The sequence below is a fragment of the Heyndrickxia sp. FSL W8-0423 genome (assembly GCF_038009395.1).
Classification (GTDB): domain Bacteria; phylum Bacillota; class Bacilli; order Bacillales; family Bacillaceae_C; genus Heyndrickxia; species Heyndrickxia sporothermodurans.
The window spans coordinates 370979-387438 of record NZ_JBBPBE010000001.1; the positions used below are offsets into that span (position 1 = coordinate 370979).

Genomic DNA, 16460 nt, shown 5'->3' on the forward strand with positions numbered 1-16460 from the left:
TTTATGACCCGAAAGCTTCAGCATCAATACATCATAAACAAAACAAAAAGGCCCGCTATAAAAGAAGGCTTAAGGGACTTTAATTTTCATTTATATATGTACAATTCTGACTGTATCCCATTAGGAAAAACGTGGATCATTCAGTAAACGTTGCATTTCTTCCATATGTCTAGTTTCATCGGAAATAATATCTTCCAGTTTAACGACTAATTCGATCAATCCTAATTTGTCAGCTTGTTCACGACGTACTTTATAGCGGGCAATTGTTTGTTCCTCTGCTTTACGTGCCTCTTCAAGCATTTCCTTAGCATCCGTTACAGGTTTTACTTCTGCCGGTTTAGTTGTTGGTTGACCGCCGAGATTAATAATTTTTTCAGATAGGTAAAGAGCATGGCCCTGCTCATCAGGAATTTCTTTTTCAAACATAGGTTTTAGAATTTGATAGTAAAGACCTTGTACAGCGGATGCATAATAAGTGTATTGAATGGCAGCTGAATATTCTCCACTCAAATCTTCATTTAATCCGTCAATAAGTTCTTTCATTTCTTTTTCCATCAGCCAGTCATCCTTTCATTTTGTAATTATATATTATTTACCCTTTTTAAAATAAAGTTAAACATTCATTCGGAGTTTCAGAGGTTAGTTCTGTTTACATGGAATTTCTTTAATGTCTACGTGCCACTTGTTGAATCGGATCCCACGGACTGTTATAAGGAGGGGCATAACTGAGATCTAAATCTGTAAGCTCGGTAATGGACATTTTATTGAATAGTGCGGTTGCCAAAACGTCAATACGCTTGTCAACTCCGTCTTTCCCGATAATTTGCCCACCGAGAAGTAGATCATTATCCTTTCGATACATTAGTTTGATAGAGAGCGGGCTTGCCCCTGGGTAATAATCAGCGTGATCTTTCACTTCTAGTGAAATTGTTTGAAATGGAAACTGAAGAGCGCTCGCTTCTTTTTCGGACAATCCTGTTTTTCCAAGTGTTAGATCCATGAACTTAATAATGGATGAGCCAACAATTCCTCCGAAAGCTACTCCATTACCAGCCATATTTAAACCAGCAATCCGCCCTTGTTTGTTGGCTGTTGTGCCAAGAGGAATGTAATCGTCTTGCTCTTTAATCCGATGGTATTGAACAGCGCAATCCCCTGCAGCATAAATGTCTTTCACATTCGTTTCCATATAACGGTTCACTTCAATAGCTTCGTTTGTACTTAAACGGATATCCGTCCCTTTCAAAAAAGTAGTATTCGGATGCACTCCTATTGAAATTAACACTAAATCTGTCTCATAACGCCGCTTGTCTGTTTCAATCGCTTCTACCGTTGTTTCCCCAACTATTCTCTTCACATTTTCCTCTAATATAACTTCAATTCCCTTATCCTGTGCTTCTTTATGAATATGCTCTACCATATCCTCGTCAAAAATTGAAGCAAGCTGCTTCCCTCGTTGGATAATTCGGACATGTTTCCCGAGCTTGTGGAAGTTTTCAGCCATCTCAAGACCAATATAGCCTCCACCTACAATTGTTACATCGTTTATTTCTTCTTTTAGACTATCTAAAATACGGTGTGTGTCCGGAATAGTCTTTAATACATGAACATGTTCAAGTTCGATCCCTTCCCACTCCGGCAAGTTGGGACTCGCTCCTGTCGCAATCAACAATTTATCATAGGATTGACAGAATGCTTCACCTGTTTTTGTATGAATGCCATACACCTTTTTTTCGTCTGAATCAATATTTTTCACTTCACAATATAAATGTGCATCGATCCCATATTTTTGTCGGAAGGTCTCTACACTTCGAGCGATGACCTGATCTGTTGAAGAAACGGTTCCACCTATCACATACGGAAGTCCACACTGCCCATATGAATAAATTTCCCCTTTTTCAAAGGTAACAATCTCCGCATCCTCCACATTACGAACAATTTGCATTGCCGCACTCATCCCTGCTGCATCCCCACCAATAATCACATACTTCATTTTCTCACCTCCTCTTATACCCTCTCGTTGTTGAAAAAATTGACTGAAGTCCTGTATCAAAAAGGCTAGAGTTGATACAATTAGTTTTAGCCTTTCGTATTTTTTCATGCGTCTTTCGAATTAAACCGCCTTCGGTTATAACTGGATCTCAATGTTTCCGCGTAGAGTAAGGACAAACTTAATGGGCTGCCTTAACAAGCTCCTCAGCTTCCTTTTGGCTTACACCTTTATGTTAAGTGGCGGACTCCATCATCCAGATCCTTTAAAAAGCTTACACTGGCTGTTGTAAGTTGAATCGATCTCCTTTTTCTTTTGCGAAGCTACCGAATTTAACGCTCCATCGAAACAGACAGAGTAAGCAGCCGCGAATAACTGTTCAGGATTCGACCCCTTTTTGTCGGATTTATCTTCACATGGCCACCCCGTCCACTTTTTGCCGTAGCATAAGATGTACTCACTTAAAATAACTCCTTTATATTCCGATAATTAGTGGATTCCCTTTTGTCATTGTTTAAAACATATGTCTTACAGAACGGTTCACCACTTCCATTTAATTAATTAAGTAGGCAGTGAAAGTAAAATAGGCGGAGTTTTTCCGGTTAAATACAGGATGGGGCATGTTTCGGGGGTATATAAGCGGAATTTTTCCGATTATGCAAAGCAAAATCCCCCATTTTCACGTTTTTACAGCCAATAGGCGGAATTCCTCCGTCTATTCAACCCATTTTCAATGCTATTAAGCTAATTAAGCGGAATTTTTCCGACTATTGGTCAGATCGGATGTTTAACCCGATCCCCCAATCGATATGAGCGGATCCTCTTAATTCCCGATGCGGGAATCAGCATCTTTTTATCAACTAGTCGAGACAGTACTTTTTTCACTGTCTTGTCACTTAGTTTCAAATACTTCTCGACTTCTATAGGGGATATGGTTTCTCCTTTTCGAATCGCTAACCGAAGGACTTCCTTTTCGAGCAAAGACAGAGATGCCTGGTCCAATTCATCACCCAGCCATCGGCCAATCACCTGCTGAACAATCTGTTGGCATCGACGAGGATTTTCCTTTACTTGATCATAAGAAAAACGGATTACTGTCCATCCGTCAATCACCAATTGGTTTTGACGTTCCAGGCTGTCGGAAAATTGCCATCTGCTTATGTTCTTTAGATGAGGACCATACCCGTCGATCTCAAGGCATATCCGGATACCTGGACGAATATATGCAAAATCTAAATACCTTTTGCCATCCTTGAAATCATTGACTTCATATTCTGGATGAAGATACTGGAAATGGTAAAATAAAGGCCACCATACTTTTTTTAAAAATAACATTTCAGCCTGGTTATGACCTTCTTGTAAGCGACGTAACCGCTCTCCAGTTCTTGCCTGCAAGTGAGCATTCAAAAAGGCCTGGTATTCTTCTTTAAATCCCATAGATTTCTCCTCCTGTCCAGTTTTTTGTAATAATCATCTTTCAATGCAAAATCTCCACAACCGGGGCATTTAATAGCTTACATCATTTGATGTTTATTCATTTGAACTTCGGAAAGATTTTTAAAATTTATGAGTGTTTAAGCGAGTGAAAATAAGTGGTTTAATGTAGTTTCAATTGGGGACAAAGAAAAAGGGAAATAAAGACTTGCGTTTTAGCTTATATAGAGGATTCTAATTTTAGTTTAATAGACTTCTTAAATTTGTCAAACTATTTCCTTTATTTCAGGAGAGGCATTTGGCTAAATGCCTCATTTACTTATGGATAATGTTAACTAGCACGCCCATATAGCCGTTCTTTAAAGGATGCTAATTCAATTCATATCCCTCTAAAGTATATTCTTCAATTAACTCAATACTATTTTTTCCTTTTACATATGTAATTATTTGTTCTTTAATATTCGGGAATAGAACAATCTCATTCAGTTCAGATAATTTTATCCATTTAACATCCGTTTGATTTGGGTCTGGGGTATTTGGCAGCTTTGGAATAAATCCATCCTTTATCGTACATTCAAACATTAACTGTAAAGAGTGCGTTTCTCCAAATTTATTTGAGTTTAAATGTGGAGCATACTCATAAACAATAGCCAAGGGACCAACTTCCACTTCAATTGAAGCTTCCTCTTTCGCTTCCCGTTTAACTGCTTCAATAACAGATTCATTAGGTTCCACCCCACCTGCTGGCAAATTATAATGCAACCCCCTTTCATCTTGAAACTCAACTAAAAGAATCGAATCGTTTTCGATAATGAGCGCACACGCTCGCACTCTAATAGGATAAGTCACCTAATCGCCACCTCCATCATATGTATGCAAATAATAGAACACCTTCCGATCTCTTATTTCCGTATACACTATATTTCTATAAAAACCTTCCTTCCGCTTCTATTCGAGGTTTCAGATTGTCGTACCGCTTCCCGTACTTTCATTAGATTGAAAAATGTTTCGGGTGAAGCCAATGTTAATCGTTGCTCAGTCACTAACGTCATTAATTTGTGAAATGTCTCTTGCCATTTTTGAACCGAAACTTGTTTATTCCAGTGACGAAGGTGAAATAGTTTAACATTTACTTTCGTCCGCATTGATACTTCCTTCCATTGAATTTGCATACCAGAAAGCAAGCCAATTGTTAAAAAGTTTCCTTCCGGACGGACACAATATGCAAGCTGGGTCCCATCTAAACCACCAATTGAATCAATCGCCGCATTTACACCTTTTCCATTTGTTAATTCCATCACCGTTTCTTGTAAAGGCATAGCCGAAGTGTCTATAACATGGGTAGCCCCTAGTTTAAGCAGCTCCTCAGTATAAATAGGATTTCGTGTTACGGCGATAAATTGAAACCCTATGATTCTAGCAAGCTGGGCAAACAACCGGCCAATTGCAGATCCCGCTGCATTCATTAATAAATAATCGCCTGGTCCTAAATACAATATTTCGGTGCAAATAACAAAAGCTGTAACCGGATTAATATAGAGCTGGGCAGCGATTGTATCATCCATTTCATCGGGTATAGGAATTAACCACTTAGCTGGCGCCCTAACAACTTCTTGCCATGTCCCTTCCCCTCTTAACGGAAGGACACGTTTACCAATTAGGTCATGCGAAACAGAAGGACCAACCTCCTCTACAATTCCTACCCCTTCATATCCTGGAATGACAGGCAGTGAAATGCGGTGAGAATAAGACCCTCTAATCGGAATCAGATCAGACGGATTAATTGGGCACATTTTCATGCGAACAAGAACTTCCCCATCAGCGAGCGGATCTATCCGCTGATTCATAACGATTAACACATCTTCCGGTTTTCCAAATTCATGAAACATCACTCGGTTTGCTTTCAAAATTAAAACTCCTTCATTTTCGCGGATCTTTTTCAGTATACAATGTCCAATCTATATATAGATTAGTATTCTCGAATCCCTCCATTTTTCCTTCCTTTTATAAAAAATGGCAGTTGACTTTATAAATGTATTAACCATATAATACACATACAAGGTGTATGAACTAATTAATACATACACACGAACATGAGGAGGAACCTTTTATGGAAATATTAACTGTTCGGGATTTAGGGAAAGTGTATAAAGGGAATGTGAATTATGAAGCCCTTCGAAATATCGATTTAACGATCAATCAAGGCGAGTTTGTAGGGATTATGGGACCATCAGGAAGCGGGAAAACGACTTTATTAAATATGATTTCGACGATTGACCGCCCAACTTCCGGGGAGATTCGTATCGGCGGTGAGAATCCCTATCGCTTGTCCCATCAGAAATTGGCGATTTTTCGCAGACGCGAATTAGGATTTGTCTTTCAATCTTTTAACCTGCTTCCAACCTTAACGGTGAAGGAAAATATTGTTCTTCCATTAACATTAGATGGTGTGAGCATTGAGGAGATGAACAAAAGAGTAAACCTTTTTGCTGAAAAATTAGGAATCACTTCTATTTTAGATAAACGGACCTATGAAATCTCCGGTGGACAGGCCCAGCGTACAGCAGTTGCCCGTGCCCTTATTAATCGGCCAAAACTTGTTCTCGCCGATGAACCTACCGGAAATTTAGATTCAAAGGCAGCACAAGACGTAATGGAAATGCTAGAAAAACTAAATAAGGAAGAACAAGCAACGATGATGCTCGTGACCCATGACGCAGTTGCAGCTAGTTACTGTCAGCGTGTTGTTTTTATTAAAGATGGTCAATTAGTGAATGAAATTCGAATGGGAACGAATCGATCCGACTTTTATCAAAAAATCATCGAGAATCTTTCACGAATTGGAGGGACTGCAAATGAACCTTCGCCAATTCGCGATTAATAACGTTCTTCGAAATAAACGAACGTATTTGGCCCATTTTTTGAGCAGTGCGTTTTCGGTCATGATCTTTTTCATCTATGCGTTGTTACTATTTCATCCCGAGCTACAAGGAGAACTTAAGTCAACCAGTGACATGATTAGTGCATTAGGAACGATGGGAATGAAAGTAGCGCAAATTATCATTTTCATTTTTTCATTTTTCTTTTTGCTGTACTCCGTCAGTGCTTTTCTAAAACTGCGGAAAAAGGAATTTGGTATTCTTATGATCCTCGGCATGTCCCGAAAGCAATTTTATCGTCTTCTTTTTGTCGAAAACATGATTATTGGATGTGCTGCAATTATTGCAGGGATTGTTGCAGGGACTTTCCTTTCGAAGTTTCTTTTAATTATAAGTGCGAACATACTTGCGATTGAAAAAGGGTTATCTTTCTATTTTCCAATCAAGGCAGCATTAATCACTGCGGGTGCATTCCTCCTGCTCTTCCTGTTAATTTCGTTATTTACTTCTAGATTGGTAAGAACAGGGACTGTCTTAGAACTTGTGAAAGCAGAAGAAAAACCGAAGCCTGAACCGAAAGCCTCACCATGGTTATCAATCTTAGCAATTGTTTTACTAGCAGCAGGATATGGTATGGTGCTTTGCTTTGCGATTCTACAAATTATTTCACTTGGCTTGCTGTTATCCGGTGTCGGTTTAACGATTTTGGGAACATACTTTTTATTTACGCAATTTAGTGTATATTCGATACGAGGCTTAAAGAAGAGAAGCCGTTTCTTTTTTAAGAAGACAAATATGGTGACGATTTCGGAATTTATGTACCGTATGAAGGACAATGCGGTTATGTTTTTCCTTGTATCTGTCATTTCTGCTTCAGCATTCACAGGAATTGGAACATGCTTAGCTTTAGGAAACTCAGGATTATCCGAAATGATCAATCCGTATGCATTTAGCTACACATCGTTTGGTGAGAAAGCGGATAAACAAGCAATCGAAACCATTAAAGAAGAACTCACAAAAGCGAATATTCCATTTGCGATGGGATCGTTTAAACCAATTTATACGACAAATGATACGACCTTGATTAAGCTTAGTAACTATAATGAAATGGCTAAAGCACTTGGTTATCCAACAGAAACTGTTTCAACGAATCAAGCCATTCTCACTCCAACAACTGTTAAACAAAAAAATGATTGGCGAATTCATGGACAAACCACAAAGCAACTAGAGATTGTTCAAGAAAAAATGAATGCTGACGTTACAATAAAAAAAGCCTTGCCATACATCGTTTTTCCAGAAGTAGGTAGTACAACTATTATTGTTTCGGATAAAATGTACGAAAAATTTTTAGAAGGAGACGAATCCAATTATAGAGATTATCGTTTCGTCGTAAAAAACTGGCAGGAAACAAAAGAAGTGGCTCAAAACATCACTATGAAGTTGAATCCAGACAACTATAACTTTAGTTCACTTGTATTAAATTGGTTAACGTCTAAACAAGAGAACGGTCTTTTGCTCATTTTAAGCGGGCTAGTCGGAGTTGTGTTCTTTACGTTCGCTGCAAGCTTTATCTATTTCCGCCTCTACGCAGACTTAGACCGCGACATCCAGCAATATCGAATGATTTCAAAAATCGGACTAAGCAAAAAGGAACTCAGCCAAATCGTGACCCGACAACTCGTACTCCTATTCTTCTTGCCAATCGTCATGGCCATCATTCACGGCTCCGTTGCCTTTTTCGCCCTGCAACGACTTGTTGACTTTTCAGTATTGAAATCATCAATTATCATTTTTGTAACCTTTGGGGCAGCTCAAGTCGTTTACTTCTTCATTGCCCGTTGGCGGTATTTGAAGCATTTGTATACGAAGATGGTGTAAGAAAACATTATATTAACAAAAATGGTAGTTATCGCTGAAACTGAGTAAGTTATTTGCGAAAGAACATCATCCAGGAATCGCGATCCCTCTCTTTTCCTTCTCGAATCTACTCCATTCGAGAAGATGAGGGCGCGGTTCCTCCTCTTATCTTCTCGAATACGCTTCTTTCGGGAAGATGGGGATGCGGTTCTTCCTCTTATCTGCTCGTATCCGCTTCTTTCGGGTAGTTGAAAGTGCAGTTCCTCTTCTTATCTACTCGAATCCACTTCTTTCGGGAAGATGAATCGCGATTCCCCAGGTCTATTAATTGTTATAAGATACAAGCCTTACTAATACAACATCATTTACCTTCAAACGCTCACTTCTTTTTAGAGTTTGCACTTTCAAATTCTACAACTAACAACCCAAAGCATATGATTGCAATAAGTAGCAATATGGATGGAAATACATATAATCCCGGTGTGTATTTCACCGATGAGTCTTCTTTTAAACCATATAAATAAATGAATAATACAAAAGAAACGGATAATGCAATCGTCCCAGTTAATGCTTTCATGATTTACTCCTTATTATAGTTTTTCTTCATTATATTTAATTACATAATAAATCACTGTTGTTATAGTCTCGATAACTAATCCAATATATAAAAATATTATTTTTAAAATGTGTTACTCCAACGACAGAAAAAACCAAACCAATTACATTAAGAAACCAAGTTATCGTCTTTGAGCAATTTTCCTTTCTCAGATGTTTTATTATATAGCTACTTTCTATAAGTTTATAAAAATCCCTTCATTTTTTAAAAGCATTTCCCTTTAATTTTCAATTTTCCCCAAAAGGAAAGCCCCAGAATTTGACCATATTTGGTTGAATTCAAGGGCTTTTGTGTGAACGACTTCTATAATAGATGTTATATTAAGAAAATGACTACTCCAATCTTTTTACTTTTTTTAACTGTTTAATATCTGTTGTAGACGCATCTTTTAATTCCCTTTTGGAGTAATTACCCTTTTCTTCATTTATAATTACATATTCTATATCATTTCGAATATAACTTGCAGCCTTCCCCTTTTTGTAACCTATTACATTATCTAATATAGTTATCCCACTATCTTTTTCATATAAATTATAACTTGTCGGTGGACGACCAATGACATATTTATTTTTAGAAAATCCCACCATGTCATCTTTACCTAAACCCGTTCCTATACTTAGAGTCAAAATTATTTGTGCTATAAAAAAAATTCCTGCAAGACTTAAGAAGATTATCCCTAATAATTTAATGGGTCTTTTCATTGAACTCGTTTGTTTTTTTGGCATTTTTCTCTTCCCTCTACATTTGGGCAATGGATAATGTTTTTTCAAAAGACACTACGCTGAAAAGCTTTTGTAGTAATTATACCAAAAACCGAAAGTTATCCTTGATTAGTCGAAGGTACGAAAGTCAAATTAAAACAAACCTTTCAATCAAAGGAAAGGAATCATCAAATAATATTGTTAATTAACAAATTTTTATTGATATTCGATAAATAAATGATTATTATATGAATAAGATCAATAGGTGAGGTGCTTTTATGAAGCAAGGAACAACTGCTTTTTTAAATTCATAATTTTTATATTATGGATCATGGTCTTGCCTTTTGTGTATTATTACTATGGCTAATCTTTCAAAATTGAAAAATGGCAAGGCAAAAGCAATTCAGTTTTCAACATTAGAAGCGGTCTGCAAAACACTAGATTATCAGCCTTGAGATATTTTTGAATATAAAAGTGATTTAGAATTTTAGGGGGTGTATGCCATTGTCATTGATTATATTCATCGGTCTTTTTGGAGTGTTACTTGTTCTATTCTTCAAAAATCCAATCATTAATAAGCTTGGAGAAAATAATAAAATGGTCCATAAATTACAAACGGCGAATTGGTATCAAAATTATTGGCTAGCTGGGATCTTTTTATTTGGGATGAATGCCGTTTTATTTTTTGCAACCATTGGTATACTTTACTTGCTGATGTTTTTGATTATCCCGTTTATTCATATATTTATAATGCTTTTAGCGGTATTCGGAAGTATTTATTTATGGATTATAATAAATAAAGCATGGCAAGGCACGAAAAGAAATCGATTGAAGATGGGCGCAATTGGGAGCAGTTTTTATTTGATCCTGACCGTTCTGTTTGTTTTCTTGTTTGTCACATTAAAACCATCCTATCCTGGAGAAGATACATTTATGAAGGCGATTGGATTACTATTTGCTATCATCGTTACAGCAGTTGCCTGCATTACTTGTTTTGTTTTTACGGGATTTTCCCAAAGGAAGGTGTAATTATTTTTACAGGTACAAATTTGTTATTTGCGAAAATCCAAGTTTCACCTGCCAAGATGGAGTCTATGGGTCACAAATTTCTTTCTATGATCCACAAATCGAGTTCTATGAGGCACTAATTTCATCCGTTGATCCACAAACCGTAATTTCGTCCGCCGCGTTAGGTTCTATCGGTCCCAAATTTCTTTCTATGACCCACAAACCGGGTTCCATGCGGCTCTACTTGCTTTATTTTTTTAACTGCCCAAACAGAAGTTATTTTGAATATTTTTTAGTCCTGATCAAACCACAATTGTTCCTTGTCATCAACATCGCCATTATAATTGATTAGAATCTCATCACCTGCTTTTATATCTCTGTAAGCATAGAAGTCGAATGTGTGATTGTCAAAATTAATTTCATAAATTGCATTAGGTTCATAAGAATGGTTAAACAGCATTCCATAACCAAGAAGAATCGCAGAATGATTTATCCCATACTCAAAAGCGTAATCCGCAAGTAACGTTTGCTCTATGTATTGATGCTGATCGTTTGGGTAAGAAATAACAGGTGCTTCATGTAAAAGCACGCCTTTTTTGATATCACATGTAGCGAATACCCCTCTATTGAATTCTCCATTACTTAGTGGAGATGTTTTTATCTCAATCATGTTGTTCTCCTTCTTACTTTTAAAATTTTCTTTTTAACTGTATATATACATATTTCCGAAGGTGTTCTTGGTTACGATAATAAAAATTGATAACTGTTCCCGTTACTGGCAACATAGTCTACATGGTATGTTCTACAAAATTATTCAAATTCATTCTTACGTTCTTTGAAAAAGTCGTAAAAAAATCTTACATTTTCCAGTTCAGACCATCTAAATGTTCTTAAGAGGGGAGCGTCAAGATTATAAATCTTTGCATCTAGTGTTCCCAACATAAATGGCGAGTGAGTAGCTATAATAAACTGACAGTTAAAAAATCTTACCAGTTTATTGATTTCTTCCGCCAACCGAATTTGGTTTGTAGGTGAAAGAGATGTTTCAGGTTCATCAAGCAAGTATAATCCATTTGGGACAAGATACTCATCAAATATTTGAATGGATGTCTCACCGTTAGAATATTTCTCATTGGCAAACTTCATAATTCCAATTTGTTTATACATCTGCGAGGATTGTTTCAACTTTTCCAAATTCTCCTTAGTATACCCCAATTTAGCGTGTTGGTACAGATAACCTTCCTTAAGAACGGACTCCTGCTGAATCTTCTTGATCTCATATAAAATATCTTCGCTTTTGATGTACAAACTATTAGGCGGTATTCGATCTGACTCCCCATCACCTTGATTTTCACCTAGGCTATATGAACAATTCAACATGAAATCTAATGGGTATTCACGATTTGTAAATTCCTCAGCACCAGTAATATCCAGCTTGTTTGCTATTAAATTTAACAATGTGGACTTGCCGGAACCGTTATTACCATACAAAACCGTAATGTTATGAAAGACAAACACTTCTCCAGATATTTTTCTGAACACATTGTATGGATATGCATTTGGATTATTGACTGTATGAGGGGAAAGTTTGAAGCTCTTTAAATAAATCATATGGGTAAAAACCCTCCTTTGGAAAAAATAAAATAGATATAAACAATACTATCATTATTAAAGAATGAATGGTGTAGATAACTCCTTTTCTTTGAAGTCTGTAATAGCTACAGGGAGGAAGAGTTTAAATGAAGAAGCGCCCTAAATTTATTTATAGGACACTTCTTTTTTACAAACAAAAAATACTAAACAGCAGGATTACACATTCTCTAGCCAACATTATGACCGACTTTCCTGTAAAGATAACATTTGTATAATTGTCTTCATTACAGCATCTTCTTCATTTGAACGGGTAATAAAGTTTGCAGCATCTTTTATTTCTTGAACCGCATTTCGGACAGCAAAGCTATACGTTGCTCGAGCCAAAAGCTCTATATCATTGTAACCATCTCCAAAGGCAAGCGTCTCTTCCGGTGTTACTTTCAATAATTTCTGCAAGTGTTCAACGGTCGTGCCTTTATGAACATTCGCATTAGCGATGTCAATCCAGGCAGCTTCGGATGCGACAATATAAGCGGACTCAAAAAAGTGAGATAATTTTTCCCTCGTTTCAAAACATCGAAGGGCCGGATCATGAACGGTTATTTTAACGAAGTCCTCATTAATTTCACTAAAATCGGATATCTCTCTCACCTGAGCATAGGAGCGTCTGACAATAGCGGCTTCTTCTTGCGAAATATTCCCTTTAATCACTGCACCATTTCTAGTGCACGCAATAATGGTATGATCCAAGCTTATATCCTCAAGCAAACGAATAATTTCCAGTCCTAATTTATTACTCATCAAGGATTCATAAACAAATTCCCCATTGTGCTTGATTCGAGTAGCACTATCACCTAATATCCATAAATCATTCGCATCGTCACCAAATAGCTCTTCTACACGTTCACATTGTTTGCCGGTTACAGGTGCAAAAACAACACCCTTCTCTTTCATTAGTTTTTTTACATCCCTGTATAGTTCCCTGTTAAAATCACCACTATTATTTAAAAACGTTCCATCCATATCCGATAGCACTAATTTAATCATATCATTGCCTCCTTTAACTTTTAAAATGTAGGTTTTTGCTAAAACATCAACTTAAAATAAGAGACGCCCTAAATTTAATTTAGGACGCTTCTTTACGATTACGTTTTTAGTTCAAATTTTTTGCCACTTCATCTTTAACAGTGCACCCGGCACTTTCTAGTTCTGCAATTTTTTCAGCAAACTGCGGTAAATATTTTTTATGGGCAATGAGTAGTTCATCTAAGACGCGTTTTGCCGTTTCACCACTCGGAATGAGCGGATTCATCGTGAAGGCTTGTAATGCTAAACCGTAATTGCCGGTTACTGCTGCTTCTTCCACACACAGCTCCATATTTTTCATTAATTGCAGCCAACCTCTTTCAGCTGGTTGAAAAGAACCGAATGCAATTGGTTTTGCTCCCGCAGCCCCGATATACGCAGAAACCTCGACAACATCATCCGGTGCCAAATCAGGAACAGCACCATTGTTTTTTGTTGAAACAACAATATGTGTATTTTTATTTGCATAGATGGATGCAATGGTTTCACAAGCGGCATCAGAGTAATGGGCTCCGCCACGTTTTGATAATTGTTCTGGTTTATAATTCAAATGAGGATCTTTGTACAACTCAAACAATTCCGCTTCCGTTTGTTTCACTTGTTGCGCCCTCGTACCTACATTTGGATCATTATATTCATCGAGCATATGTTGAAGCATTTCTTCATAGCGATAGTAATAACGATGGTAGCCACACGGAATCATATTCATCTGTTTCAGTTGTTCGATAAAAAATGGAGTGTCATGAATATTTGCCGGTATTCCCGAATCATTACCATACATCTTATCAATGATTTCAGAAGTAACATCATTTCCTTGCAAATCTTTTACACGATGCCAATGAAAATGATTTAAACCGGCAAAGGAATAAATAAGTTCATCCAACGTTTTTCCAATTAATTCTGGTTCAGCCATCATCGCTCCAACCGGAACATTGCACAAACCAATAACCTTTTCCCATTTACCATAGCGTATAATAGCATCCGTTACCATTCCACTTGGATTCGAAAAGTTGATTAACCAAGCATTCGGGCATAATTCTTTCATATCTTCCACAATGCTTAAAATAACCGGAATCGTTCTGAATGCTTTAAAGATTCCACCAGCCCCATTGGTTTCTTGTCCCACCATCCCATAGGATAAAGGAATTCGTTCGTCTTTTACTCGGGCATTTAATGCACCAACCCTAAATTGAGTTGTTACAAAATCAGCATCCTTTAATGCTTCACGTCGGTCCAACGTTAAATGAACTTTCACATCATAAGGTGACGCATCCCACATTCTTTGGGCCATCTTACCAACCGTTTCAAGTTTTTCCTTGCCATCTTCTATATCAACAAGCCAAATTTCACGAACTGGAAGTTCTTCATATCTTTTAATAAATCCTTCCATCAATTCTGGAGTATAGCTGCTTCCTCCGCCAATAGTTACGATTTTCACACCTTTTGACATACATCATTCCTCCTTTTCTTCTATTGTAAAACAGCAGAAACAACAAACAAGGGAATGAAGGGAAAATCATATACCGTTTACAATTCATTTACAAAAATCAATAATTTTTGTAAATGCTATTTACATCGGATATACTGTAGTTGGTGATTCATATGTTATTGACGGAAAAAATGAAAGAAAATATCTTCTCTCCTTCTGAAAAAGCAATTATTCACTATATGTTTGAGCAGAGGGAGAATATTAATGATAAAACTACAAAACAAATAGCTGAAGAAACGTACACTCATCCCTCTACGTTAATCAGAGTTGCCAAAAAGCTTGGATATCATGGCTGGGTTGAACTGAAAAATACATTTATTGAAGAAATTGACTACCTGAATAGCCACTTTAAAGATATTGATGCGAATTATCCATTTAATGAACGGGACAATGTCATCACCATTGCGAACAAGATGGCTTTATTGAATCAAATGACCATTAGTGACACATTATCTTTAATAAACAATGATGAACTACAAAAGGCAACCGATTTGCTGAACCAAGCTGAAGAAATAAAAGTATTTTCATTAAACAACAACCTACTACTATGTAACGATTTTAAATCACATATGGGGAGGATTGGCAGAAAGGTCAATCTTTGTACAGTAGACCAAGGATACGAGGCGGCTAGCTGCAATTCGAATACATGTGCTATTGTTATCTCCTATACTGGAGAAACGTCAGATATTATTAGTTTATTACCGATGTTAAAGAAGAGAAAAACACCAATCATTGCTTTAACAAGTATTGGAGACAATACATTAACTAAATACGCTGATTGTATTTTTAGAATTACGACTCGTGAAAAATTGTATTCGAAAATAGGCAGCTTCAGTTCAAATGATTCTATCTCCTTCCTTCTGGATGTTCTCTATGCATGCGTATTTGGTAGAGACTATAAAAATAATCTCGATTATAAAATAAATATTTCCAAATATTACGACCATCGAAAAAGTTCCAATAAGGTGATGGAAGAAAATAATCATGATCAGAATTAAAAAGGGGGATCTACAAGATTCCCGCATATTGTTTATATATATAAACAGATGGTTATTTTGAAAGCTTTTCCTTTTAAACCTGATTAAACAACAGTTATTCTTTGTCAATTAACTTGACTCTTTTTGACAAAAAGGTCACTAACTATCAAAGTATAAAAAGACAATTAGTTATTTATCTTTAAGGATTTTTTATAGAAATAATATGAAGCATAAACGACAACGATGAGAACGATTAAAAGTAAGCTCATTATTATAGGAAGCAAGTACTTTGAAAGAAATATTGCAACTAATATTACTGCAAATCCATAAGCAACTAGAACCTTTGCTCCAAAGCGGTTGGATAATCTCCACGCTTCCTCATTTTTCATTGACCAAGTGGTCCTGACGCCATATAGTGGATTCATTTTTGCTTTCTGCATCGGATTCCCTATAATAATAATGATAATACCAATTAAAATCCCAGATAAATCGATTTCGGTATTCAATACATCAAGGTTTTCCATTAATAAAAATAAGTGAATAACAGTGTAAGTACCAGTTAAGATATTTAAAATAAGATTGTTTAATTGAGTCTTTATCATTTTTTTAAAGATGACTGAATGTATGATCCATGTTAGAAGAATGGCGATGGGGAATATAAATATTCCAACAAACTTGTTAACGTATACGTCAGGAGAATCACTAGAACTCCAATGAATTCCAAGTTGTTGTGGTAATTTTGTAATAAAAATAAAGCCAATAATAATGCATAACAAAATATTAGTTACAACAAAAATATTTTTCTTCAATTTTAAATCCCTTCCTTCATT

16 protein-coding genes and 2 pseudogenes are annotated in these 16460 nt (G+C 36.5%); 5 read left to right on the plus strand and 13 right to left on the minus strand.

Going from position 1 to position 16460, the window contains the following annotated elements; all coding sequences use genetic code 11:
• Window positions 1–120: 120 nt before the first annotated feature.
• The 6 genes and pseudogenes from MKY81_RS01750 to MKY81_RS01775 all read right to left on the minus strand — a co-directional run bounded on the left by MKY81_RS01750 (window position 121) and on the right by MKY81_RS01775 (window position 5331).
• Entirely contained in the window at window positions 121–555 is a 435-nt protein-coding gene (locus MKY81_RS01750; protein WP_107920932.1) for a ferritin-like domain-containing protein, read from the minus strand.
• A 109-nt stretch (window positions 556–664) separates the two neighbouring features.
• The gene (locus MKY81_RS01755; RefSeq protein ID WP_341116419.1) at window positions 665–1993 is read right to left on the minus strand and encodes a CoA-disulfide reductase; all 1329 of its coding nucleotides are present in this window, start codon (window positions 1991–1993) and stop codon (window positions 665–667) included.
• 181 nt (window positions 1994–2174) lie between these two features.
• Window positions 2175–2451: pseudogene (locus MKY81_RS01760) on the minus strand (OsmC family protein); the annotation flags it as partial.
• Between the two features lie 313 nt (window positions 2452–2764).
• Window positions 2765–3427 carry a hypothetical protein gene (locus tag MKY81_RS01765; RefSeq protein WP_107920930.1) on the minus strand — a complete coding sequence of 221 codons (663 nt, stop codon included), beginning with the start codon at window positions 3425–3427 and terminating at the stop codon, window positions 2765–2767.
• Between the two features lie 366 nt (window positions 3428–3793).
• The gene (locus tag MKY81_RS01770) at window positions 3794–4273 is read right to left on the minus strand and encodes an NUDIX domain-containing protein (RefSeq protein WP_341116422.1); all 480 of its coding nucleotides are present in this window, start codon (window positions 4271–4273) and stop codon (window positions 3794–3796) included.
• A 68-nt stretch (window positions 4274–4341) separates the two neighbouring features.
• Window positions 4342–5331, minus strand: a complete 990-nt coding sequence (locus MKY81_RS01775; protein WP_341116424.1) for a zinc-dependent alcohol dehydrogenase family protein — start codon at window positions 5329–5331, stop codon at window positions 4342–4344.
• Window positions 5332–5534: 203 nt separating this feature from the next.
• Between MKY81_RS01775 and MKY81_RS01780 the strand changes: the two genes are divergently transcribed.
• Window positions 5535–6305 (plus strand): ABC transporter ATP-binding protein, encoded by a 771-nt coding sequence (locus MKY81_RS01780; RefSeq protein ID WP_327990447.1) that lies wholly within the window; start codon window positions 5535–5537, stop codon window positions 6303–6305.
• The gene (locus MKY81_RS01785) at window positions 6280–8181 is read left to right on the plus strand and encodes an FtsX-like permease family protein (RefSeq protein WP_341116430.1); all 1902 of its coding nucleotides are present in this window, start codon (window positions 6280–6282) and stop codon (window positions 8179–8181) included. Before MKY81_RS01780 ends, MKY81_RS01785 begins: the two co-directional genes overlap by 26 nt.
• Window positions 8182–8539: 358 nt before the next feature.
• On the opposite strand, the gene MKY81_RS01790 is transcribed toward MKY81_RS01785, so the two are convergent.
• Both MKY81_RS01790 and MKY81_RS01795 read right to left on the minus strand, forming a co-directional pair.
• Window positions 8540–8737 (minus strand): hypothetical protein, encoded by a 198-nt coding sequence (locus MKY81_RS01790; RefSeq protein ID WP_107920925.1) that lies wholly within the window; start codon window positions 8735–8737, stop codon window positions 8540–8542.
• Between the two features lie 371 nt (window positions 8738–9108).
• Window positions 9109–9501 (minus strand): hypothetical protein, encoded by a 393-nt coding sequence (locus tag MKY81_RS01795; protein WP_373454649.1) that lies wholly within the window; start codon window positions 9499–9501, stop codon window positions 9109–9111.
• 329 nt (window positions 9502–9830) lie between these two features.
• Here MKY81_RS01795 and MKY81_RS01800 point away from each other — a divergent pair.
• Both MKY81_RS01800 and MKY81_RS01805 read left to right on the plus strand, forming a co-directional pair.
• Window positions 9831–9932, plus strand: a pseudogene (locus tag MKY81_RS01800) (helix-turn-helix domain-containing protein); the annotation flags it as partial.
• 43 nt (window positions 9933–9975) lie between these two features.
• Entirely contained in the window at window positions 9976–10506 is a 531-nt protein-coding gene (locus MKY81_RS01805; protein ID WP_108070907.1) for a hypothetical protein, read from the plus strand.
• A 271-nt stretch (window positions 10507–10777) separates the two neighbouring features.
• Here MKY81_RS01805 and MKY81_RS01810 read toward each other — a convergent pair whose 3' ends face one another.
• The 4 genes from MKY81_RS01810 to MKY81_RS01825 form a co-directional block, all read right to left on the minus strand.
• Window positions 10778–11155, minus strand: a complete 378-nt coding sequence (locus MKY81_RS01810) for an SET domain-containing protein (RefSeq protein WP_066234238.1) — start codon at window positions 11153–11155, stop codon at window positions 10778–10780.
• A 140-nt stretch (window positions 11156–11295) separates the two neighbouring features.
• Window positions 11296–12096 carry an AAA family ATPase gene (locus tag MKY81_RS01815; RefSeq protein WP_108070915.1) on the minus strand — a complete coding sequence of 267 codons (801 nt, stop codon included), beginning with the start codon at window positions 12094–12096 and terminating at the stop codon, window positions 11296–11298.
• Between the two features lie 219 nt (window positions 12097–12315).
• A complete protein-coding gene (locus tag MKY81_RS01820; protein WP_341116438.1) occupies window positions 12316–13125 on the minus strand; it encodes an HAD family hydrolase in 810 nt (269 codons plus the stop codon).
• Between the two features lie 106 nt (window positions 13126–13231).
• Window positions 13232–14614 (minus strand): 6-phospho-beta-glucosidase, encoded by a 1383-nt coding sequence (locus MKY81_RS01825; RefSeq protein ID WP_341116440.1) that lies wholly within the window; start codon window positions 14612–14614, stop codon window positions 13232–13234.
• A gap of 152 nt (window positions 14615–14766) precedes the next feature.
• On the opposite strand from MKY81_RS01825, the gene MKY81_RS01830 reads away from it, so the two are divergent.
• Entirely contained in the window at window positions 14767–15651 is an 885-nt protein-coding gene (locus tag MKY81_RS01830) for a MurR/RpiR family transcriptional regulator (RefSeq protein ID WP_341116442.1), read from the plus strand.
• A 164-nt stretch (window positions 15652–15815) separates the two neighbouring features.
• Here the strand turns inward: MKY81_RS01830 and MKY81_RS01835 are convergent, their stop codons facing one another.
• Entirely contained in the window at window positions 15816–16439 is a 624-nt protein-coding gene (locus MKY81_RS01835; protein WP_341116445.1) for an SdpI family protein, read from the minus strand.
• Window positions 16440–16460: the final 21 nt, after the last annotated feature.